Source organism: Photorhabdus tasmaniensis, assembly GCF_011189505.1.
Lineage (GTDB): Bacteria > Pseudomonadota > Gammaproteobacteria > Enterobacterales > Enterobacteriaceae > Photorhabdus > Photorhabdus tasmaniensis.
In genome coordinates this window covers 1-20,049 of sequence record NZ_PUJU01000016.1, presented here as the reverse complement: position 1 = coordinate 20,049, position 20,049 = coordinate 1, and the positions used below count along the sequence as shown (strand labels likewise).

Below are 20,049 nucleotides of genomic sequence, written 5' to 3'. Positions count from 1 at the left end.
GACCAGGTGTTACTTTTACACCCCACAGGCAATTTTGCCTGTGGGGTGACATAACGTCCACTTATTCTCTCGCCAGAGCGTCTATCGGATCAAGGCGGGCAGCATTACGGGCCGGCAAAAACCCAAATATCACACCAATTGCGGTAGAACAGGCGAAAGCACTCAGTAAAGCGACTGGCTGAAAAACAAAACTCCAGCCTGGCAGTGCCAGTTGCGCAATAAATGCAATCGTATAAGACAGTGCTATTCCCAAAATACCGCCAACCAAACAAACCAAAATAGCTTCTATCAGAAACTGCTGCATAACATCACTGGTTCTGGCCCCTACGGCCATACGGATGCCAATCTCTCTTGTGCGTTCAGTGACCGAAACCAACATAATATTCATGACCCCGATACCACCAACGATCAATGAGATGACTGCCACCATTGTTAAAAACAGCTGTAAAGTACGGGTCGTTTTTTCCACCGTTTTTATCAGCATATCCGTGTTATAGCTGAAAATATCCTTTTTCCCATGGCGTAAAGTCAGCAATCGAACGATCTTCTGTTCTGCCTCCTTAGAGTTGTGACCATCCTTGATTCTGACAACAACTGAATCCAGATAATTCCGGTTTAGCAGGCGACTGGTCATGGTGCTATAAGGTAACCAGACATGTAATGAACTATCACTGCCTAATGCCGATTTTCTTTCAGCTATCACCCCGACAATAGTGGCAGGCATATTACCCATCAGAATGACTTCCCCAATCACATTTTTTTGGTGAGGAAATAATTTACGCTGGGTATTTCTATCAATAACCACAACTTGCCCCTGACGGCGTACCATATCCGATGTAAAACTCATTCCCTGAGCAAAGCGCAAAGCATAAACCTGAAAATATTCATCACCAATGCCGGAGACCCTCGCAGCAACATCAATGTTTCCTTTACGAAGGCGCGTCCCTCCCTCAATATTCGGTGAAACCGCCAGAATATAAGATTGTGCTCTGATAGCGTCTACATCCGCGATTTTCAGCGCTTGCTTACTGACCGGATCGTCACTACCAAAATCTTCTCCCGGATAAACACTAATGGTATTCGTTGCAATCTCTTTAATATCGGATAACACCAATGCCTTAGCGGCATCTCCAATAACCAAAATAGTCACTACAGACGCGATACCAATAATAATCCCTAACATCGTCAACAAAGTCCGCATCTTGTTGACGACCATCGCCCGCCATGCCATCAATAAAGCTTCATTAAATCGGCCAAAAATCTGACGTATTGATGATATTTTAGATGTTATCGGTGGGGCTTCCGTCACGGTTTTACTCAGTTTCGAGCCTGAGTCACTCATAATGCGGCCATCTTTGATCTCAATAATCCGCTGTGCCTGAGCCGCGATTTTCGGATCATGCGTGACAATAATAACGGTATGCCCCTGTTCACACAGTTGTTTGAGGATAGCCATCACCTCTTCACCAGAATGGCTATCCAACGCCCCCGTTGGCTCATCAGCCAAAATAACCTGACCACCATTCATCAACGCCCTGGCGATACTGACCCTCTGCTGCTGTCCACCAGAAAGCTGCCCTGGCCGATAGTTGACTCTCTCGTCAAGCCCCAAACGGTCAAGCAACTCTACTGCTCTCTGTCTGCGTACAGTTTTAGCCGCCCCGGCGTAAATCGCAGGAATTTCTACATTCTGTTCAGCGGTCAAATGGGTCAGCAAATGATAACGCTGAAAAATAAACCCAAAATGCTCCCGTCTCAACGCCGCCAGTTCATCATTATTCAGTTCAGCAACATTCTGTCCCGCGACCCGGTATTCACCACGACTGGGTTTATCAAGACAACCAAGGATATTCATCAGTGTCGATTTACCAGACCCAGAAGCGCCGATAATCGCAACCATCTCTCCGGAGTGAATAGACAAGGTAACATCATCAAGTACTTTTATCTGTTGCTCACCAGCAGAATAGCTGCGCTCTATGCCTCTCAGCTCAAGTAACGCATTCATTACTCATCCCCTGCTTCACCACGACCAGTAATCACCTGCTCATGTTCTTTCAGGCCGGACAAAATCTGTACATTCACATCATTGCGTACACCAATAGTCACTTCCTGTTTCTCTTCTTTACCCCCCTTTAGGATATCCACCTCATAGCGGGTTGGGGTGATCTGTTTACCCAGAGCAAAAAGCGGGATCATTAACACGCCAGGATGGGAATCGAGCTGGATTTTTACTTGAGCCGTCATTTGTAAACGCAAAAGTTGCTTAGGGTTAGGCACCTCAAAGCGGGCATAAAAGAAAACGGCATCATTAATCTTTTCTGGCGTCGGCAAGATATCTTTCAACACACCAGTGAAATTCTTGTCAGGTGCGCCTAATACGGTAAAAGAAGCTTTCTGACCGGGTTTCAGGTCAATAACATCCGCCTCTGAAACTTCCGCTTTTACCAGCATCGTGCCAAGATCAGCCAATGTCAGAATAGTCGGGGCTTCCTGTGCCGCGATAACCGTTTGCCCTTGAAGTGTTTTGATATTAACAACAATGCCATCCATCGGCGCAGTAATACGGGTGTATTGCAAATTAGCCCTGGCAGTATCAAGGCTGGCCTGATTTTTACTGATTTGCGCCAGCAAAGTTTCTACCCTCGCTCTTTTCACTTCAACATCCGTTTTAACCTGATCTAATTCCTGGCGAGAGACTGCCTGCACTTCTGCCAGATTATTCTGACGTTGTAATGTCAGCTGTGCCAGCTTCAATTGTGCCCTGGCCTCCATCAGATTAGCGCTCAATTCTTTAATCGTCGCTTCAACTTCTTTTACTTGGTTTTGAGCAGGTTTAGGATCGATCAATGCCAATAACTGGCCCTTTGTCACCTTATCACCCACTTCAACATACAAGTTCTGCAACTGACCACTAACCTGCGCCCCTACATCTACTTTTCTGACAGCATCCAACTTCCCTGTAGCCAGGACATTTTTCTCCAAATCGCCTTTAATGACAGGTATAGTCTGATATTTAATCGTTTCTGGTCCACGCAGAAAATAGGCCAGAGCCAACGCAATAACTGCCACAATAGTTAACAACACAATCCATCGACGCTTCGAACTCATAAAATTCATTTAAATATCACCACTTTAAACATGGGAGCAACGGAGTGGGCAAAAAGCAATGTTTCTTGCAATGCCACAAAAACCGGAAATTTCCACTCATCCTAAATAGATACAACCCTCTTTGAGTTTTATATCTACTGAAAGTTCTTAATAACACACCCACCTTAAGAATAAAAAATTCTTTGAGCAACAACATACTTCACCTTATCCTGGCTATTCTCTTAATGTAAAAAAATTGTTATCTTTAATTTCCGTAGTCTTTCAGTCTGATTTTTAGACTAAACTTGGATAAAAAGACGTTAATCGTTTTAAAGGATATTAATTATGTATTCTGGGCTGCTGATCATTCTTTTGCCGTTAGCACTAGGCTATCTTACCCATTTGAATAACAAAGCACTGCTAAACGCTGTTCATCATCTTCTTAATGCAATGGTCTATGTCATTCTGTTTTTAATGGGAATCAGCCTCGCTTTATTGGAAAATTTAAGCAGCAATCTATTTTATATTTTTCAGTATGCTTCTGTATTTTTCTTGTGTATTTTTGCCTCCAATATGCTGGCATTATTCCTGTTTGAAAAACACAATCCCTGGATTGTCAGCCCGCATAAACAGGAAAAACCGCCTTCCCGTTTACATATGATTTTTGAATCACTGAAATTATGTGGTGTTCTGATTTTAGGTTTTCTACTTGGGTTAACCGACTGGTCATGGCTGCATTTCGCCAATCGTGCCAGTGAAATTGCGCTGGTTATTTTACTGTTGCTGGTAGGTATTCAATTACGTAACAGCGGCATGAACCTCAAACAGATATTGCTAAACCGCCGTGGTACGGCTATTGCGATTATCGTCGCTGTCAGTGCACTTGCTGGCGGTGCAATTGCGGCACTTATCCTTGGACTGCCGATCAAAACAGGTTTAGCATTTGCTTCCGGTTATGGCTGGTATTCCCTTTCCGGCATCTTGCTTTCTGACGCTTACGGGCCAATCATCGGCAGTGCCGCATTCTTTAATGATCTGGTGCGTGAACTTGCAGCAATTATGCTTATTCCGGTTCTGATCAATCGGTATCGTTCAAGCGCAATAGGGTTAAGCGGTGCGACTTCAATGGATTTCACTCTGCCGATATTACAACGATGTGGTGGAGTCAGTATTATTCCAGCCGCTATTGTTCACGGTTTTTTGTTGAGCTTACTGGCCCCTTTACTGATCGCATTCTTTACTTAATCAGTATTTCAGCCACAATGATATTCGATGTCATCAATAACAATCTGAACACTTACTTACTGAGAAATAAGAAATAATTATTCATTTCCGCCGTATGAAAACAGCATAAGCAAGCTTTTGTTAACGAATTATACAAAGCACAGTAGAACAGGTTAATCAGACATGTTATTGAAATATCGATTAATAATATTCTATGCATAAAATATTGCATAATTATGCTAATAGGTTTAGCATCGGGATAAATCACTGACTATTCAGAATTAAAGCATGAGTATTCAATTAAAAAGCATTGATTGCTATTACGGAGCCCATCAGGCACTGTTTGATATTAATCTTAAGTGTTGCTCAGGGGAAACGATGGTTTTGCTAGGGCCAAGTGGCGCAGGTAAAAGCACGTTGTTGCGGGTACTAAACCTGCTGGAAATACCGCGATCCGGCCAGTTGGCGGTTGCTAATCATCAATTCAATTTTGAACAAACGCCAGGAATAAAGGAGATTCGTTCTCTACGTCAGAATGTCGGTATGGTTTTTCAGCAATATAACTTGTGGCCACACCTCACTGTCATGGATAACCTGATCGAGGCCCCTTGTCGTGTGCTCGGTTTATCCAAACAGCAGGCTAAGGAAAAAGCAGATAAGCTACTTTCCCGTTTGCGCCTGGAGGATTTTGCCGGTCGCTTTCCACAACATTTATCCGGTGGACAACAGCAGCGGGTCGCTATTGCACGGGCATTGATGATGGAACCACAGATTTTATTATTTGATGAACCAACGGCGGCACTGGACCCGGAAATCACCGCACAAGTAGTGAATATTATCCATGAATTGTCTGCAACAGGTATTACACAGATTATCGTGACCCATGAAGTGGAAATCGCCCGTAAAGCCGCTAGCCGTGTTGTCTATATGGAAAACGGCCGCATTATAGAACAAGGTGATATCAGCCATTTTACTCAACCACAAACCAAAGCCTTTGCTAATTATCTGTCACACTAACTACTACAGGATATAGCGATGAAAAAATTACTCCTTGCCGCCCTCTTGGGTACCGTTACGTTATCTGCAACCGCCACGGAAAAACAGACCCTTCGTTTTGCCACGGAAGCCACTTATCCGCCGTTTGAATTTATTGATGCAAATAATAAAATTCAGGGTTTTGATATCGATCTGGCCAATGCCATCTGTGAGCAAATTAATGTAACATGTACTTTCACTAACCAATCATTTGACAGCCTGATCCCAAGTTTGAAATTCCGTCGCTTCGACGCTTTAGTGGCAGGTATAGATATCACCCCTGAACGTCAGAAACAGGTTGATTTTACTGATACTTATTACGATAACTCAGCGATATTTATCACAATTAAAGGCAAAATCTCCAGCATCGCAGACCTGAAAAGCAAACAAGTGGGTATCCAGAATGGTACAACTCACCAGAAGTACCTGATGGAACAACGAAAAGAGATTAAAACCGTTCCCTATGACAGCTATCAGAATGCCATTCTGGATCTGAAAAATGGCCGTCTGGACGCCGTCTTCGGTGACACTGCCGTTGTCAACGAATGGCTGAAAAAAAATGAAAACTTAAGTACCGTGGGTAACAAAGTCACTGACAAAAATTACTTTGGTATCGGTTTAGGGATTGCCGTGCGTAAAGGCAACAAAGAGCTACAGGATAAACTGAACAAAGCACTGGCTGATATCAAACGAGATGGCACTTATGACATCATCTATAAAAAATGGTTTGAATAATAACTGAACATCAATGAATGAATTTCAATCTCTAGCAAGCGCCGCCTGCATCACCGTCGGCCTTGCCGTTTCTGCATTAGTGCTTGGTCTTATTTTAGCCATGCTATTTGCTGCCTGGGAATCAGCGCGCTGGAAACCCGTTGCCCTGCTTGGCACCTGCTGGGTCACCCTATTCCGGGGATTGCCGGAAATTTTAGTCGTACTTTTCGTCTACTTCGGCGCATCACAACTGCTGATGACACTGGCGGATGGCTTTGAGGTTTATCTTATCTTCTGGCATCCCAGAATCCAGATAGATATTCAGGATTTTTATGTCAGCCCATTCCTTTGTGGTGTCATTGCACTTTCCCTGCTCTACTCTGCCTATGCATCCCAGACACTTCGTGGCGCGATAAAAGCCATTCCTGCCGGCCAATGGGAAGCCGGTCAAGCATTAGGTCTCGGCCGCACTGAAATATTTTTCCGCCTGATAATGCCTCAGATGTGGCGACATGCTCTGCCAGGGCTCGGTAACCAATGGCTGGTTTTACTCAAAGACACCGCATTGGTATCGCTTATCAGTGTTAATGATTTAATGCTGCAAACCAAAAGTATTGCGATACGGACTCAGGAACCCTTTACCTGGTATATGATTGTGGCGCTTATCTATCTGGCTATCACCCTGATCAGTCAGTTTCTTCTGAAAAAAATTGAGATGCATACCACCCGCTTTGATCGGAGTGCTTCCTGATGCTTGAATATATTCAACAAATTCTGCCAGGGCTGCAAACCAGTCTGAGCCTGACCGCTGCGGCTCTTTTTACCGCTTTCATGATGTCCGTGCTGTTCACTATGGTTCTGACCATCAAATTGCCAGTACTGACACAGCTGGTAAAAACCTACATTACACTGTTCACCGGTACCCCTTTGCTGGTGCAGTTCTTTCTGGTTTATTACGGGCCTGGGCAGTTTCCATCTTTAAAAGAGTCTCCGTGGCTTTGGCATTTACTGTCTCAACCCTGGCTGTGTGCAATGGTAACACTGGCGCTTAACAGCGCGGCATATTCTACCCTGCTATTCCATGGCGCAGTAAAGGCCATTCCCGTGGGCCAGTGGCAATCCTGCCAGGCGTTGGGAATGTCTAAAGCACAATCCATGCGGATCCTGCTGCCATATGCCTTCAAACGGGCATTATCTTCCTATTCCAACGAAGTTATATTGATTTTCAAGAGTACTTCTCTTGCAAGTACGATAACTTTACTGGAGGTGATGGGATACAGTCAGCTTCTGTTTGGCCGTCATTATGATGTGATGGCTTTTGTTGCCGCAGGTATAATTTACCTGTGTGTTAACGGTATCCTGACGTTGCTGATGCGGATGATTGAACGACGCGCGCTGGCTTTTGAGCACCGTAATTAAACAGGATGGGCGTTCCCGCCGGAACCCCATCCCAGACACATCTATCATTCAGTTTTGATTCAACACCAATAACGTCAAAACTTCGTAATGCTCAGTATGAGGGAACATATCGAACAACTGTGTTTTTTCCACACGGTACTTGACCAACGCAGTGATATCCTTCGCCATCGTCGGAGCATTGCAGCTTGAATAAAGAATATAATCCGGTGCCATTCTAGCGAGATAATCACACAACGCTTTACCCATTCCGCGACGAGGTGGATTGACCAGAACCAGTTGAGGAATGTGATCCTTTGCTACGGCAAAGTGCGTTGAATCCAACGCCTTGAACTCAATGTTTTCCAAACCCAATGTTTTGGCCGAATCAACGGCACAATCAATCGCTTCCGGGCTGATTTCAATGCCAGTTAAACGGGTATTTTTATCCGCACAATGAAGGCCAAAACCACCAACGCCACAAAACAGATCCCACATACTGCTGATTTTCAGTTCACGCACCCAGCGCCCTGCTGTCGCATACAACTCAGAAGCAATTTCCGGGTTAGTCTGGAAAAAACTGCGTGGACGAATATAAAGAGGAACGCCATTAAATTCTTCTTTTAGTGCTTTTTGTTCAGTAAACAGGATCTCCTTTTCGCCTTCCAGGATCGCCATATGGATTGGCTGAATATTGGCAGAGATAACCGTAAGCTGTGGCAATTGCTCCCGCAACCGGGGTAAAGCACGCTCCAGTTGAGCAATTTTCGTTTCAGAGCGCAGGACAAAACGCAGCATCATTTCACCGCTATGACGACTTTCTGTCAGTAACAGGTATTTCAGCTCACCCCGTTTACGGGCAACGTTATATGGCGTCAAGCCAGCGCAAGCAATGAAAGATTTAACAACATCAAATACACGCTGAAAATGCGCCGGATAGAGAGGACAATTACACAGATCAACGGCAACCCCATCGCGATGCAACATGCCCAGCAATGGACGCTCTACACTGCCACTGACGACCATTTTAGCTTTATTACGAAAGGCGTTTTGTTGACTGGCAATCGGAAGCAACCATTGATTCACGATGGTTTGGCATAATAACTGTTTTAAATTCTGCTGCTTATCTTCTAACTGCTGAAAATAGGGTTTCTCGAGCCACTGACAGGAGTGACAATGCCCCGCGGAATATTGCGTACATTGCATTGTTGAACGACCGTATTGGAAATATTAGTGCAAAGTAAAAGTCGGTGCTTTAACGGAAGCCTGTGACTCTTCTTCCTCTTCAATATCACCCTCGATTTCGATATCACGGCTAATATACAACAAGTTATTACTGTGAATTTCAAAAATCACACTCCCAATCTGTTCTTCGCCCTGCTGCAAAAAATGAGAAAATTGGGTAAAAGTCAGCCCGGCTGAAACAAGGAAAGATTGACATACCACTAACTTCGGTAAGTTTTCATCCTGAATATCAAGAAAAGCCTTAATCATCAGCGAACTGGAGTTAATCTGGCTTAAATTAGCCATCAGAGGAATAATGGCTGTTGGCTTCACCTCAGCCAAAGCAGAGAACAAAATTACATTGTCCAACAGATCAATTTTAGCATCGAATAAACCATCAATATTCTGCATATGAGGTAGATGCAATGCCTGGCACGAATCGCACTCAAAGTAGGAAATTTTGAGCTGATCCAACCACTCACGCAATACTGATAAGTCAGGAATGACAAGTGAACCCATCTAACAACCTCATACAACGGAAAATGAAAAAGCGCTATAGCTTACGAAATTATTCTTTATCGCGCTATCACCAATAGCTGATAAATTATTTTTCTTTACCGTTATCGCTCGCTTTTGCCTTATTTTTACTCTCTTTTTCATCATCGATTCCCAGAAAAGAGAGGCCGTATACCGCACGCCAGACAATGTTGACCGCAGCAGGAACCAAACAACCAATACCAGCGAAAATCATAACAATATGCGCTTCTGACGTCATTAGCCGATCCGGTAATATGACAATATCATTAATAGTCAAATATGCCAGTATCAGCCACCCGATGCCAATAATTTCCAGCAAGATAACCTGCTTTGGCATATCTGCCAATGAACTCATACTGTCTTTATGACTCTGCATTTGCAGCCTCACTGATAACATGGTTTGCATTATACTACCGCAAGCCCGCTGCCAAAATCGATATGATTAATTAAAACAAAAGGCAATTCCTACTTTTTTTTGCCGATCGATACAGGCATAGTAGCGATAAATTAACATGAGCAATACAGCAAATTATAAGATAACCAAGAGGAGTTTATATGTTTACTGTGATTTTCGGCCGTCCTGGCTGCCCGTACTGTGTCCGCGCAAAAGAGTTGGCTGAACGACTGAAAGAACAACGTGATGACTTTGACTTCCGTTATGTTGATATTCACGCAGAAGGCATCACGAAAGCTGATCTGGAAAAAACGGTTGGCAAGCCTGTAGAAACGGTTCCACAGATTTTCGTTGATGAAAAACATATCGGTGGCTGCACAGATTTCGAAGCGTATGTAAAAGAACACCAACTGTTGCCATAAACAAACCTCACGCTCTACTTTTGTTGCTGTAAAAATAGCGGGTGATTATTATAACTGTTGACCAGATTGGTTTGTGCAAAAAATGTTATTTTCATCAAATTGAAAAAAATTTGTATTTTTTTCTTAATCACAAAGAACTTTCTTGCCAAATCGTAGTCTGACTTAATGCCACTGCTTTTCTTTGATATCCCCATATTGAGGAACCCGATAGTTCATCCATTTTGGTTCAAGACTATCGGGTTTTTTTATGGCCTGAAAAAATTGCCTAAAGGATATGACGTTCAACAACACATCACCGATTCTACTGATGCTCAAACTATCAAATATGGGTACTACCACAAGGCCAAATCAGAGAATAATATTATATATATCAATAGATTGTTCATTTTTCATCATTATGACTACCCGATATTTTCTTGATGGAAATATAAACGAAAAATAAATAACACCCATAATTAAGACAATTATTCTTTACTCACAAACCAAGCAATTTTACTCTCTTGCGTCCAACTACCGTGATGTACATAAATAAATGACTATAATGTGAGGCCCGATTTGTTAGAACAAATGAACCATAATCTGTTTACTTTTTTCAATGCTACGCCTGAATCATCACCTGTCATGATTGTAATGGCTATTTTCATTGCGAAATACCTGGTTCTTATTTTCCCTCTGACATTGGCTAGTCTCTGGTTTTGGGGTTCAGAGCGTGCTCTTTCCCGTCATCGGATTATCGTCAGTAAAACCGCTATGGCTTGCTGTTTTGCTATGCTAACCTCATTGTGTATCGGTTTACTCTGTCCTCACGACCGCCCTTTTGCCGAAGGTTTTGGTTACAATTTTCTTCCCCACGCGCCAACAACCTCATTCCCAAGTGATCACGGGACAATAGTCTTTACTTTCGCTTTATCCTTTCTGTTCTGGTACAGAATGTTACCTGGCTTATGTCTGATGGCAACCGCATTGGCTATCGCATGGTCCAGAGTCTATTTAGGCGTTCATTGGCCGATGGATATGGTTGGGGCCTTTCTCGTCAGCTTGATGGGATGTGCTTTTACACAAATGGTATGGACTCTGTTCGGCGAAAATTTGCAAAAAAGATTACACAACCTGTATCAGCGCTGCTGCTCTTTTCCTATCCGGAAAGGTTGGATAAAAAGCTAGCAACACACTGCCAATAATCCAGACTCACAAAAGTATGGGTATTTATGCCAGCACAGTGTTTTTAACAGACAATATACATGCAACTTAATCATCCCAGATAAGCAAACTCTGCCTTAATCAAGATCTTTTTATTAGAAATTACTGACTAATTTCACAGGCAAAGATGAACGTTAGTTAAACAATAGGATAATATCCCACATCCTATTTAACATTTATTTGCCTTTAAATTCAGCTCAACTCTTTTCATAAATCAAGAAAACCTGTACAAATCACTATGCAAATAAATATATAACGAAAGAGATTATTAAAATTTGATCAAAGAATGGTTAGTACATATTTCATGCATATTATTGATGCTATCAATCTGTTATTCTTGTTTTATATATATCTTTCACAAAGATACGAGCATGGTAAAGGATAGATATATTTTCATATCTGGTAACAAATTGATATTTATCAATTTATTAACTCTTACTTCTATTTGTCGTTTCCATTCATTAATATGTAAACAAAAGAAAGGAAATAGCGAAAACATAAGAGAATAATGAGAGTTGAGTAATAGAGAAATTAAGGTTATAATTTGACCTTATTAAAATTGGTAATACTCAGGTAACAATTACACTAAATCTCGTAACATGATGACTTTTCGGGATATATTATACATTTGGGATGATGATCACGGTACTATTCACTGAAAATCGCTATCTTGCCGCTATCAAAAGTCTGGCTTTAAAATTTCCAGACTTTCTTTCAAAAGAGAAAGTAAAGCGAAAATTTTGGCTTACTCATTTAAAGTCTGATTTTCGACCAAAGCGATAATAAAAGCGTTTAAATAGAAACCAGAGATATTTAAAGAATTTATATTTATAAAGAAAGAGTTAGGCCACATGCATTTGCATGCATGTGGCGTTGTAATTTTGTTTTTTAATTTACCGCGTTATTCTCGGAGATACCTATGGATATGACTCAAACAGGTACGATCGCTTCCTCGGCTACCAGCCCAAGCGATTATAAAACCTGGCGTAAATCAGATACAGTATGGATGCTTGGCTTATATGGTACCGCGATTGGTGCTGGTGTGCTGTTTCTACCCATCAATGCAGGTATTGGTGGTCTACTGCCCCTGCTGGTGATGACACTGCTGGCTTTCCCAATGACATTCTTTGCTCACCGCGGAATGTGCCGTTTCGTTCTGTCCGGTAAGAATCCAGGTGAAGATATTACCGAAGTAGTAGAAGAGCACTTTGGCAACCTGGCAGGTAAACTGATCACCCTGCTCTACTTCTTCGCTATCTATCCGATTCTGCTAGTTTACAGTGTTGCTATTACCAACACCGTAGACAGCTTTATTGTTCATCAATTGCATCTGCCCTCTCCACCTCGTGCCCTTTTGGCTCTGATCTTGATTGTTGGCATAATGAGCATCGTTCGTTTCGGTGAACAAGCTATCGTTAAGGCAATGAGCGTACTGGTATTCCCATTTGTTGCAGTTTTGATGCTACTGGCGTTTTACCTGATCCCTAACTGGAACACCGCCATCTTCGAAAACATCACCATTTCTGCTGCAGGTGCAAGCCATGGACTGCTGGTTACCCTGTGGCTGGCAATCCCAGTCATGGTATTCTCCTTCAACCACTCACCAATCATCTCAGCATTCGCGGTAGCAAAACGTAAAGAGTATGGCCAAGACGCTGAGAAAAAATGCTCACGCATTCTGTCATACGCTCACATCATGATGGTTATAACCGTCATGTTCTTCGTGTTCAGTTGTGTATTGAGCCTGTCCTCAGAGAACCTAGCAGAAGCCAAAGCACAAAATATTTCTATTCTGTCTTATCTGGCTAACCACTTTAATACACCAGTGATTGCCTACATTGCTCCGTTTATTGCATTTATCGCAATTACCAAGTCTTTCCTTGGTCATTATCTGGGAGCTCGTGAAGGTTTTAACGGTATGGTTGTTAAGACACTGCGCGACCAGGGCAAAACCATTGCGCCTAAAAAGCTGAATCGTATCACATCCATTTTCATGTTAGTGACCACATGGATAGTCGCTACCCTGAACCCGAGTATCCTGGAAATGATCGAAAGATTGGGTGGTCCGGTTATCGCAATGCTGCTGTTCATTATGCCAATGTATGCAATCCGTAAAGTCCCTGCCATGCGCAAATATAGTGGCAAACTGAGTAACGTATTTGTCGGCTTCATGGGGCTGATTGCTATCTCCGCTGTCCTTTACTCGCTATTTGCATAATCAACGCCCGGTTGCTGCCTTCTTCTATGGGCAGCAACCGAATAACGATATCAGCCTGCTGATTCTCAATATCAAAACACCTGAGTCAGTAAGCAGAAAAATTTAAACTACACTGCCCACTTCACCCAATCCCCTTGCTGCTCGTCATATTGCCACAGGTCGTCTTCGTCGAAATGTCCACGCTCCTCTATCGGTACCCCCTGCTGTTCCTCCTCTTCCCATTGTTGCCGCAACTTATCTGTTAAGATATAAGGCGTCCTGGTGGCGACTTCTCCAGTAAAAGGAAATCTATTCCCGGCTTCCTCTAAGCGGATAAACTTGGCATCAGTGGGAATATTCGAGATAACCACGGCCTCAGTCGCTGACGGAAAGAGCATATAACCATTAATCAAAGGGAAATATCGTGGTAAACCCGGTTTATGCGGTGGTGGAATGATGTCAACCGCATTCCATGAAAGAAGATAATCCAACCCCTCATCTTTATTGGGCCCCATTGGATAACCTTGGTAAAAATAACGATTTTGAACTGAATAACTTCCCGTTAATACATAGGCTATATAAAAATAGTAACTAACCAGATCTATTTCTTCTGTTCTGAACGTACCGAATATTGAATGCAAAGGAAACGTTCCCATGCCACCAAGGAGACCAAGAACCTCATACTGTTCATTGTGACCATACTGATCAATATATTTTCCCGTCTTGATTTTCGACACCTGCATATCCGTCAAGATATTATCGTGTCCATTACTTGAGTTGAATCTATATCGACCGTAAAGAAAATGCAGACTATCCTCATAAATGTAAGTAAATTGCTCTTGATTAAGAGTACGGAGAGGATCGGGTTTATCTGTCCATCGCTTATCAGCGCCTAAATTATTGCGATTTCCGAAACGGATGGAAAGCTCCATCGGATCAAGATATGACATATAACCACCTTTTCATCACAAAATAGTGGGCACATACGCCCATTAAAAAACGATAATTATTTCCTTTTTACGCATATTAATTATTTGATAAATATAAAAATCACCCGATATCATTTAACCTTAATATTGAAATAGTTAATCATATCTCTATCTTATACGTTAATGATTTTTTTAAAGAATAGACGAACAATTCACAAAGGAAAAGATTTTTTGTAAAAAACATATAAAACACTTCATTTACATTGATATTCATATAAATTTCAAACAAATAAAATAACCATATTTATTTACAATAATTAAAAATACAACCTATTTCTTTAATTAAAAAATCAATCATTTCAAATAAACACATTACCAATAATATTTTAATTTCACCCAATTATATACATTTTATAAAGTTACAATTATTTTATATTCATCACATTGACAATATACCTTATATTCTTTTAACAAGATAATTCTATATATCAGATGATTACATTATTTTTCAAAAATTATTTGACAACATCTAAATAGCACCTATAGTTATATGTGTTAGACAAAATGTTATATGCCAATTAAAACCATTAACTGCCCTATATTTTTAGTACTAAAAAAATTTCTTATGTAGATTGCTTTTATAGTAGAAGTACCAACCACCTTATATTCCTCAAGAGAATGGTTTTACATTCTTTACCTTGGGAAAATATAAGTTAATTTATTAATTAAATTATATTTTGGAGTTTACATTATGATTAACGACATGCATCCTTCTTTAATGAAAGATAAAGACCTAGTAGACGATGTACTCTTACGTAGCTGTAAAATCATTGGCATGAAGGTTATGCCTGACAAAGCTATGCAAGTTATGGTGACGGTATTACTCCTTGATGGCGTATCTGAAGAAATGCTGTTGAAGTGGAATCTTATGGATAATAGAGGCATGGCTATTTATAAGGTTCTTATGGAAGCTCTTTGTGCTAAGAAAGATGTGAAGATAGGAACGGTAGGAAAAGTCGGACCTCTCGGCTGCGATTATATTAATTGCGTAGAAATCTCTATGTAAAATAATTGCTTGTTGTTAAATGTTTGGGCTAAATAATAATTCCTAATATAAAATCGATCTGATTAAAACGATTTAATGAATTGCAAAATACAATACTGCTGCAATAGGATATTTAGCACAACATTTTTCAGGTAGAATGATACCGATTTTACAAAGACGCATTCTATCAAACTTAAGGCAGAACGTAATATTAACGTTCTGCCTGCCATTATTATATTCAACACCATCTAATAGCGAAATATAAATTCATAAAAATAAATTTATCAAAAGATTAAAATCAATTCACCTGACTATATAAATAGGTTTTCATAATAGTGATACACCCATTTTTACCCTTCCCGATTTTTGCTGTTGTCATGATACTGCTTCCATGAATACCTTTACATGTTGAAGCCATTGCCACATAAATTGACAACAGTGGTTCCGTGTCACGTCGTTCATTTCAGAGTATCGATGCGATGATAGGCATAACGCTGGTCGTTTGGTGATTTGTGACGATTAATCAGATCGTCAAAATCGGACTGAGTTCCCTCCAGTGATCTACTCTTTTGAAATCTTATTTAATCAATAAATTAACCCAGTACCGTGGCGGTAAAACGACACATTGGATCCTCACGCCAGTTTCAAATTGCCTGATGGCTTACTGGATGAACAAGGAAAAACTCAAACAGATACATGGCAACACTAATGCAACATTGGGCAATACCATCCCACTCTCGCCTGTTAGGCTTGAAGCGCTAACTGCGTGACAACCGCACCTCACAAAAAATTCGTGATCTACATCACATTTTTAAAATTAATCGGATATTAACCAATCAAATAGCCGCGACACCGTACATTTTTTGTTATATTTCTTCGCTCAGATATTATATAGGCAAAACTATTCATTCTTTGTCTTTACTCTCTGAGGTAACCCATGGCATAACAGCCCAGATTACCTGCTTGATTGCTCAATGACGGTTATCAACAAGACTATCAGCAACAGACTGCTAGCAACCTCATTGCCTTAATGCTTTTCTTCAGGGCGGTCCCTTTGACCCCTTGATTATTTGCTGACTACACGCAAAAAACCGCCGGACCGAGGGTCTGTGCGTTGAATATCCTCATGAATAATTTAAGGAGGCGTGATGTCATTCCAGAAAAATCAACCCAGGCCATCGAGTGCCAAACACATTGCCGACCGGCCAGCGCGAAGCGTTACTGGCGGTTATCGACAGCTTCCAGGCCGCCGGATGAGTTGACAGGGGGTGAAATATGTCACTTGGTGATGAGATTGTCGCCCGGATTGCCCGAGTCGGGGCGTTACATGCCGCCCCGGTTGCGCCCCCATCGGGCGCTCCCGGCCCGGCAGCGGCCCGAGAAGGCGACCCGATTAAACATGCCAGCTTCCTCGGTGCTCTGGCCGGAGCCATTACCGGGGCGCTGATAGGTGCGGCGGTGTTTGCCGCCGCCTCGGCACTGGTGGGCCTGACCCTCCTCACCGGCGGATTAGCCACCGTTGCCATCATTGCACTGGGCAGCGCGGCGACCTTTGCGCTGGGCGATGTCATCAGCGCCGCCAGTTCGGCGGTGACCAAAATGGTGGACAGTATCGGCCCGCCCAGTGGCGCACTGCTGACCGGCTCCCCCAATGTGTTTATTGAAGGTAAAGCTGCGGCACGGGCCACCGTCGATACCGCAGGCTGCAATAAACACCCGGCTCCGCCCCTGATTGCTCAGGGCAGTGAAACCGTGTTCATCAATGGCTTCCCGGCAGCCCGGGTGGATGACAAACTGGTCTGCGGTGCCACCATCAAAGCCGGGGCCAAAACCGTGTTTATCGGCTCCGGTCAGGGCACCTACCTGGCCGTTGCCGAAGAGTTCTCCGCCTGGCAGCGGGCGATTCTGATGGCGGTGGAATTTCTGGTGCCGCCCTCCCGGGGGGCGATTAAGGGCCTGGGTAAACTGTTCACGAAAACTGGCCGGCAGGCCGTGCTCAATGGGGCAAAGGCCGGGGCCCGGCACGTCGGGAAAATCGTCTCGGGTAAAACCTTCTGCTGTGCCAAAACCGCCTTTAAAGAAACTCAGGGAGTGAGACGTTACCGGGACAGCACCAAAAAATTCTTCACCGGCGACCCGATTGACGTCACCACCGGCCAGCTCTTCGACCAGCGCACCGATATCACCCTTGGCCAGACCCTGCCGCTGGTGTTTTTACGCAGCTGGGCTCCCGGGGAACAGGGCCTGCTGGGGCCGGGCTGGACCGACAGCTTCTCCCAATGCGCCCGGGTTACCGGCGACCGGGTGGAAATCAGCACTCCCGAAGGGGCGTCACTCTACTTTGCCTTACCGGCCGCCTGTACCCACAGTATCAACCCCGACCACCCGGATTTTACCCTGAGCCGGGGCAAACAGGGCTATATCCTGCGCCACCGTGACTCACCGGTATGCAAGTATTTTGCCCTGCCCGTTCCGGTTGCCGCCGATGCGCCCCAACGCTGGCAGCTGACCGAACACCGGGACTGCTATGACAACCGGCTGCGGTTTATCTATAACGAGCGCTATCAGCTGACTCAGGTTATTCACAGTGACGGACCGGTCCTGACACTGCGTTATAACCTGCGGGGCCAGCTCACCGATATCCTGCGAACCGATGAAGGGTTACAGGAAGTGATGGCCCGCTATCACTACCATGACAATGGCTGGCTGGCCGAAGCGGACAGCACCCAACACTTTCACCTGTATTATGAATATAACGCGCAGGGCCTGATAAGCCGCTGGTCTGACGGTGACCAGACCGGGGTGGATTACCGCTACGATAAACAGGGGCGCTGTACCGACAGTGTGGGCACCGGCGGCTTCTACCCGGTCCACCTGGACTATGCTCCCGGCATCACCCGCTCTACCACCCCACAGGGGCACACCACCACCTGGCATTACAACGACCAGCTGCTGGTCACTGAAATCCACACGCCCGGCGGCAGCGTGACCCGCAATGACTACGATAACTGGGGCAATCTGGTCCAGCAGACATTGCCGATGGGCGAAACCCTGGCCCTGACCTATCTGGCCGATACCGGTCGGGTGACATCACTGACGGATGCGACCGGGGCAGTCTGGCAATACAGCTATGATGCGGACACCCTGCAACTGACCAGCATGACTGACCCGCTGCACCGCACCTGGCTGCAACTGTATGATGAACAGGGCCAGCCCTCGGGATTTATTGCCCCGGACGGCCGGAAAACCACCCTGACCCGCAATGCCTTTGGGCTGGTGACCGCAGAAGAAGACACTGACGGGAACCGCCGCACTCAGGAATATGATAGCCATCAGCGGCTGGTGAGACTGTTTGATGAGGAGCACCGCACCGTCAGCCTCGGCTATGACAGCCAGGACCGGCTGCGCAGCCTGACCGCTGCCGGCGCGCTGTGGCGCTGGCGTTACGACCGGCATCACCGGGTGGCGGTCAGCGACCGGCCGGACAACCATCTGGAGCATTTTCACCATGACCGCCACGGGAACCTGACCTGCTGGACGGATGCGCGCGGAGTGGCCTGGCAGGTGGAATACGGCCCGTTTGACCTGCCGGTAGCGCGGGTTGATGGTGAGGGGCACCGCTGGCAGTATCGCTACGATGCGGATACGCTGCAACTGACTCAGGTGATAAACCCACAGGGGGAAAGCTACACCTACCTTCTCGATGCTGAGGGCCGGGTGGTCACTGAACAGGATTATGCCGGCACCCGCTGGCACTACCGTTATGACTTATCGGGTAACTGCATTGAAAAACGGGACGGAGAAGACACGGTTACCCGCTATAACTATGATGTGGCGCAGCGCCTCACGACCCTGCATACCCCGGAAGGCACCACGCATTATCATTACGATATTGTGGGACGGCTGCTGACAGTTGAATCACCGGACAACACCCTGTCGTTTGAATATGATGACCAGGACCGGATAGTCCGGGAAATCCAGCCGCACGGGGAAATTCAGCGTCACTACCCGGATAACCGCACCCTTGAGCGGCAGCTGTTCACCGGGGAAACAGCCCCGCCGGCCGGGCCGTCACGATTTACCGGCCAGACCCACCGGGAACACTGGCAAAGCCAGATACAGGTTAACCGGGCCGGGGAGCTGACCGGCCTGACGCTGGACAGCCTGCTGCCCCTGACGGTAGAACGCGATGAAGCGGGACGGGACACGGGTCGTTACACCGAAAGCGGCTTCATTGTGCGCCAGCAGTATAACCTGATGGGGTTACTGACGGCACAACGGGCGGGCCGTAACCCGCACATCTTTCGCCCGGCTGAACTGGAAGACATTGGCGAACCGGCCTATGCCAGCCTGGCCCGCCGGTATGACTATGATACCGGGCTGAACCTGGCCGCCGTCCACGATGACAGGCAGCAGCGGCACTATTGCCTTAACGGCAACGGCCAGGTGGTCTCGGTCAGTGACGAAGGGAACCTGCGCGAACATTATCAGTATGATGCCACGGGCTACCCTGCCCGGCGGTTCGACGGGGTGCAGGAGATAATGGGGGAAACCCTCTATCAGGAAGGTCACCGCCTGAACTGGGTTGGCTCACACCGGTTTGTCTACGACCTGGCTGGTCGCATGAAAGAGAAACAATTTTTAGC

17 protein-coding genes are annotated in these 20,049 nt (G+C 44.8%); 11 read left to right on the top strand and 6 right to left on the bottom strand.

Annotated features, from left to right (window positions below; all coding sequences use genetic code 11):
• Positions 1-61: 61 nt before the first annotated feature.
• Together macB and macA are read right to left on the bottom strand one after the other, a co-directional pair.
• Positions 62-2,005, bottom strand: a complete 1,944-nt coding sequence (macB, locus tag C5471_RS09505; protein WP_133814519.1) for a macrolide ABC transporter ATP-binding protein/permease MacB — start codon at positions 2,003-2,005, stop codon at positions 62-64.
• Positions 2,005-3,117, bottom strand: a complete 1,113-nt coding sequence (macA, locus tag C5471_RS09500; protein WP_133814518.1) for a macrolide transporter subunit MacA — start codon at positions 3,115-3,117, stop codon at positions 2,005-2,007. The genes macB and macA overlap by 1 nt, the downstream gene beginning before the upstream one ends.
• 315 nt (positions 3,118-3,432) lie before the next feature.
• On the opposite strand from macA, the gene C5471_RS09495 reads away from it, so the two are divergent.
• The 5 genes from C5471_RS09495 to artM all read left to right on the top strand — a co-directional run bounded on the left by C5471_RS09495 (position 3,433) and on the right by artM (position 7,479).
• Positions 3,433-4,332 (top strand): LysO family transporter, encoded by a 900-nt coding sequence (locus tag C5471_RS09495; protein WP_133814517.1) that lies wholly within the window; start codon positions 3,433-3,435, stop codon positions 4,330-4,332.
• A 267-nt stretch (positions 4,333-4,599) separates the two neighbouring features.
• Positions 4,600-5,328 carry an arginine ABC transporter ATP-binding protein ArtP gene (gene artP / locus C5471_RS09490; RefSeq protein ID WP_133814516.1) on the top strand — a complete coding sequence of 243 codons (729 nt, stop codon included), beginning with the start codon at positions 4,600-4,602 and terminating at the stop codon, positions 5,326-5,328.
• Between the two features lie 18 nt (positions 5,329-5,346).
• Positions 5,347-6,081 (top strand): arginine ABC transporter substrate-binding protein, encoded by a 735-nt coding sequence (artJ, locus tag C5471_RS09485; protein ID WP_133814515.1) that lies wholly within the window; start codon positions 5,347-5,349, stop codon positions 6,079-6,081.
• 13 nt (positions 6,082-6,094) lie between these two features.
• The gene (artQ, locus tag C5471_RS09480; protein WP_133814514.1) at positions 6,095-6,811 is read left to right on the top strand and encodes an arginine ABC transporter permease ArtQ; all 717 of its coding nucleotides are present in this window, start codon (positions 6,095-6,097) and stop codon (positions 6,809-6,811) included.
• Complete coding sequence (artM, locus tag C5471_RS09475) at positions 6,811-7,479, top strand: arginine ABC transporter permease ArtM (RefSeq protein ID WP_133814513.1); 669 nt, start codon at positions 6,811-6,813, stop codon at positions 7,477-7,479. Before artQ ends, artM begins: the two co-directional genes overlap by 1 nt.
• Before the next feature lie 48 nt (positions 7,480-7,527).
• On the opposite strand, the gene rlmC is transcribed toward artM, so the two are convergent.
• The 3 genes from rlmC to C5471_RS09460 form a co-directional block, all read right to left on the bottom strand.
• Positions 7,528-8,661, bottom strand: a complete 1,134-nt coding sequence (gene rlmC / locus C5471_RS09470) for a 23S rRNA (uracil(747)-C(5))-methyltransferase RlmC (protein ID WP_133814512.1) — start codon at positions 8,659-8,661, stop codon at positions 7,528-7,530.
• Positions 8,662-8,685: 24 nt separating this feature from the next.
• Entirely contained in the window at positions 8,686-9,198 is a 513-nt protein-coding gene (locus C5471_RS09465; RefSeq protein WP_133814511.1) for a type III secretion system chaperone family protein, read from the bottom strand.
• Positions 9,199-9,283: 85 nt separating this feature from the next.
• The gene (locus C5471_RS09460) at positions 9,284-9,592 is read right to left on the bottom strand and encodes a YbjC family protein (protein ID WP_133814510.1); all 309 of its coding nucleotides are present in this window, start codon (positions 9,590-9,592) and stop codon (positions 9,284-9,286) included.
• 179 nt (positions 9,593-9,771) lie between these two features.
• On the opposite strand from C5471_RS09460, the gene C5471_RS09455 reads away from it, so the two are divergent.
• The 3 genes from C5471_RS09455 to C5471_RS09445 all read left to right on the top strand — a co-directional run bounded on the left by C5471_RS09455 (position 9,772) and on the right by C5471_RS09445 (position 13,450).
• Positions 9,772-10,032, top strand: coding sequence for a GrxA family glutaredoxin (locus C5471_RS09455; protein WP_133814509.1), 261 nt, complete (start codon positions 9,772-9,774; stop codon positions 10,030-10,032).
• Between the two features lie 567 nt (positions 10,033-10,599).
• Positions 10,600-11,196, top strand: a complete 597-nt coding sequence (gene ybjG, locus C5471_RS09450) for an undecaprenyl-diphosphate phosphatase (protein ID WP_133814707.1) — start codon at positions 10,600-10,602, stop codon at positions 11,194-11,196.
• A 955-nt stretch (positions 11,197-12,151) separates the two neighbouring features.
• Complete coding sequence (locus C5471_RS09445) at positions 12,152-13,450, top strand: HAAAP family serine/threonine permease (protein ID WP_133814508.1); 1,299 nt, start codon at positions 12,152-12,154, stop codon at positions 13,448-13,450.
• Between the two features lie 107 nt (positions 13,451-13,557).
• On the opposite strand, the gene C5471_RS09440 is transcribed toward C5471_RS09445, so the two are convergent.
• Entirely contained in the window at positions 13,558-14,379 is an 822-nt protein-coding gene (locus C5471_RS09440; RefSeq protein ID WP_133814507.1) for a hypothetical protein, read from the bottom strand.
• Positions 14,380-15,109: 730 nt separating this feature from the next.
• Here C5471_RS09440 and C5471_RS09435 point away from each other — a divergent pair.
• The 3 genes from C5471_RS09435 to C5471_RS09425 all read left to right on the top strand — a co-directional run.
• On the top strand, positions 15,110-15,424 hold the full coding sequence (locus C5471_RS09435; protein ID WP_133814506.1) for a Cro/Cl family transcriptional regulator: 315 nt from the start codon (positions 15,110-15,112) through the stop codon (positions 15,422-15,424).
• 548 nt (positions 15,425-15,972) lie between these two features.
• The gene (locus tag C5471_RS09430; protein ID WP_133814505.1) at positions 15,973-16,173 is read left to right on the top strand and encodes a hypothetical protein; all 201 of its coding nucleotides are present in this window, start codon (positions 15,973-15,975) and stop codon (positions 16,171-16,173) included.
• A gap of 505 nt (positions 16,174-16,678) precedes the next feature.
• On the top strand, positions 16,679-20,049 hold a 3,371-nt coding region (locus C5471_RS09425), incomplete at its 3' end, for a PAAR domain-containing protein (protein WP_166295826.1).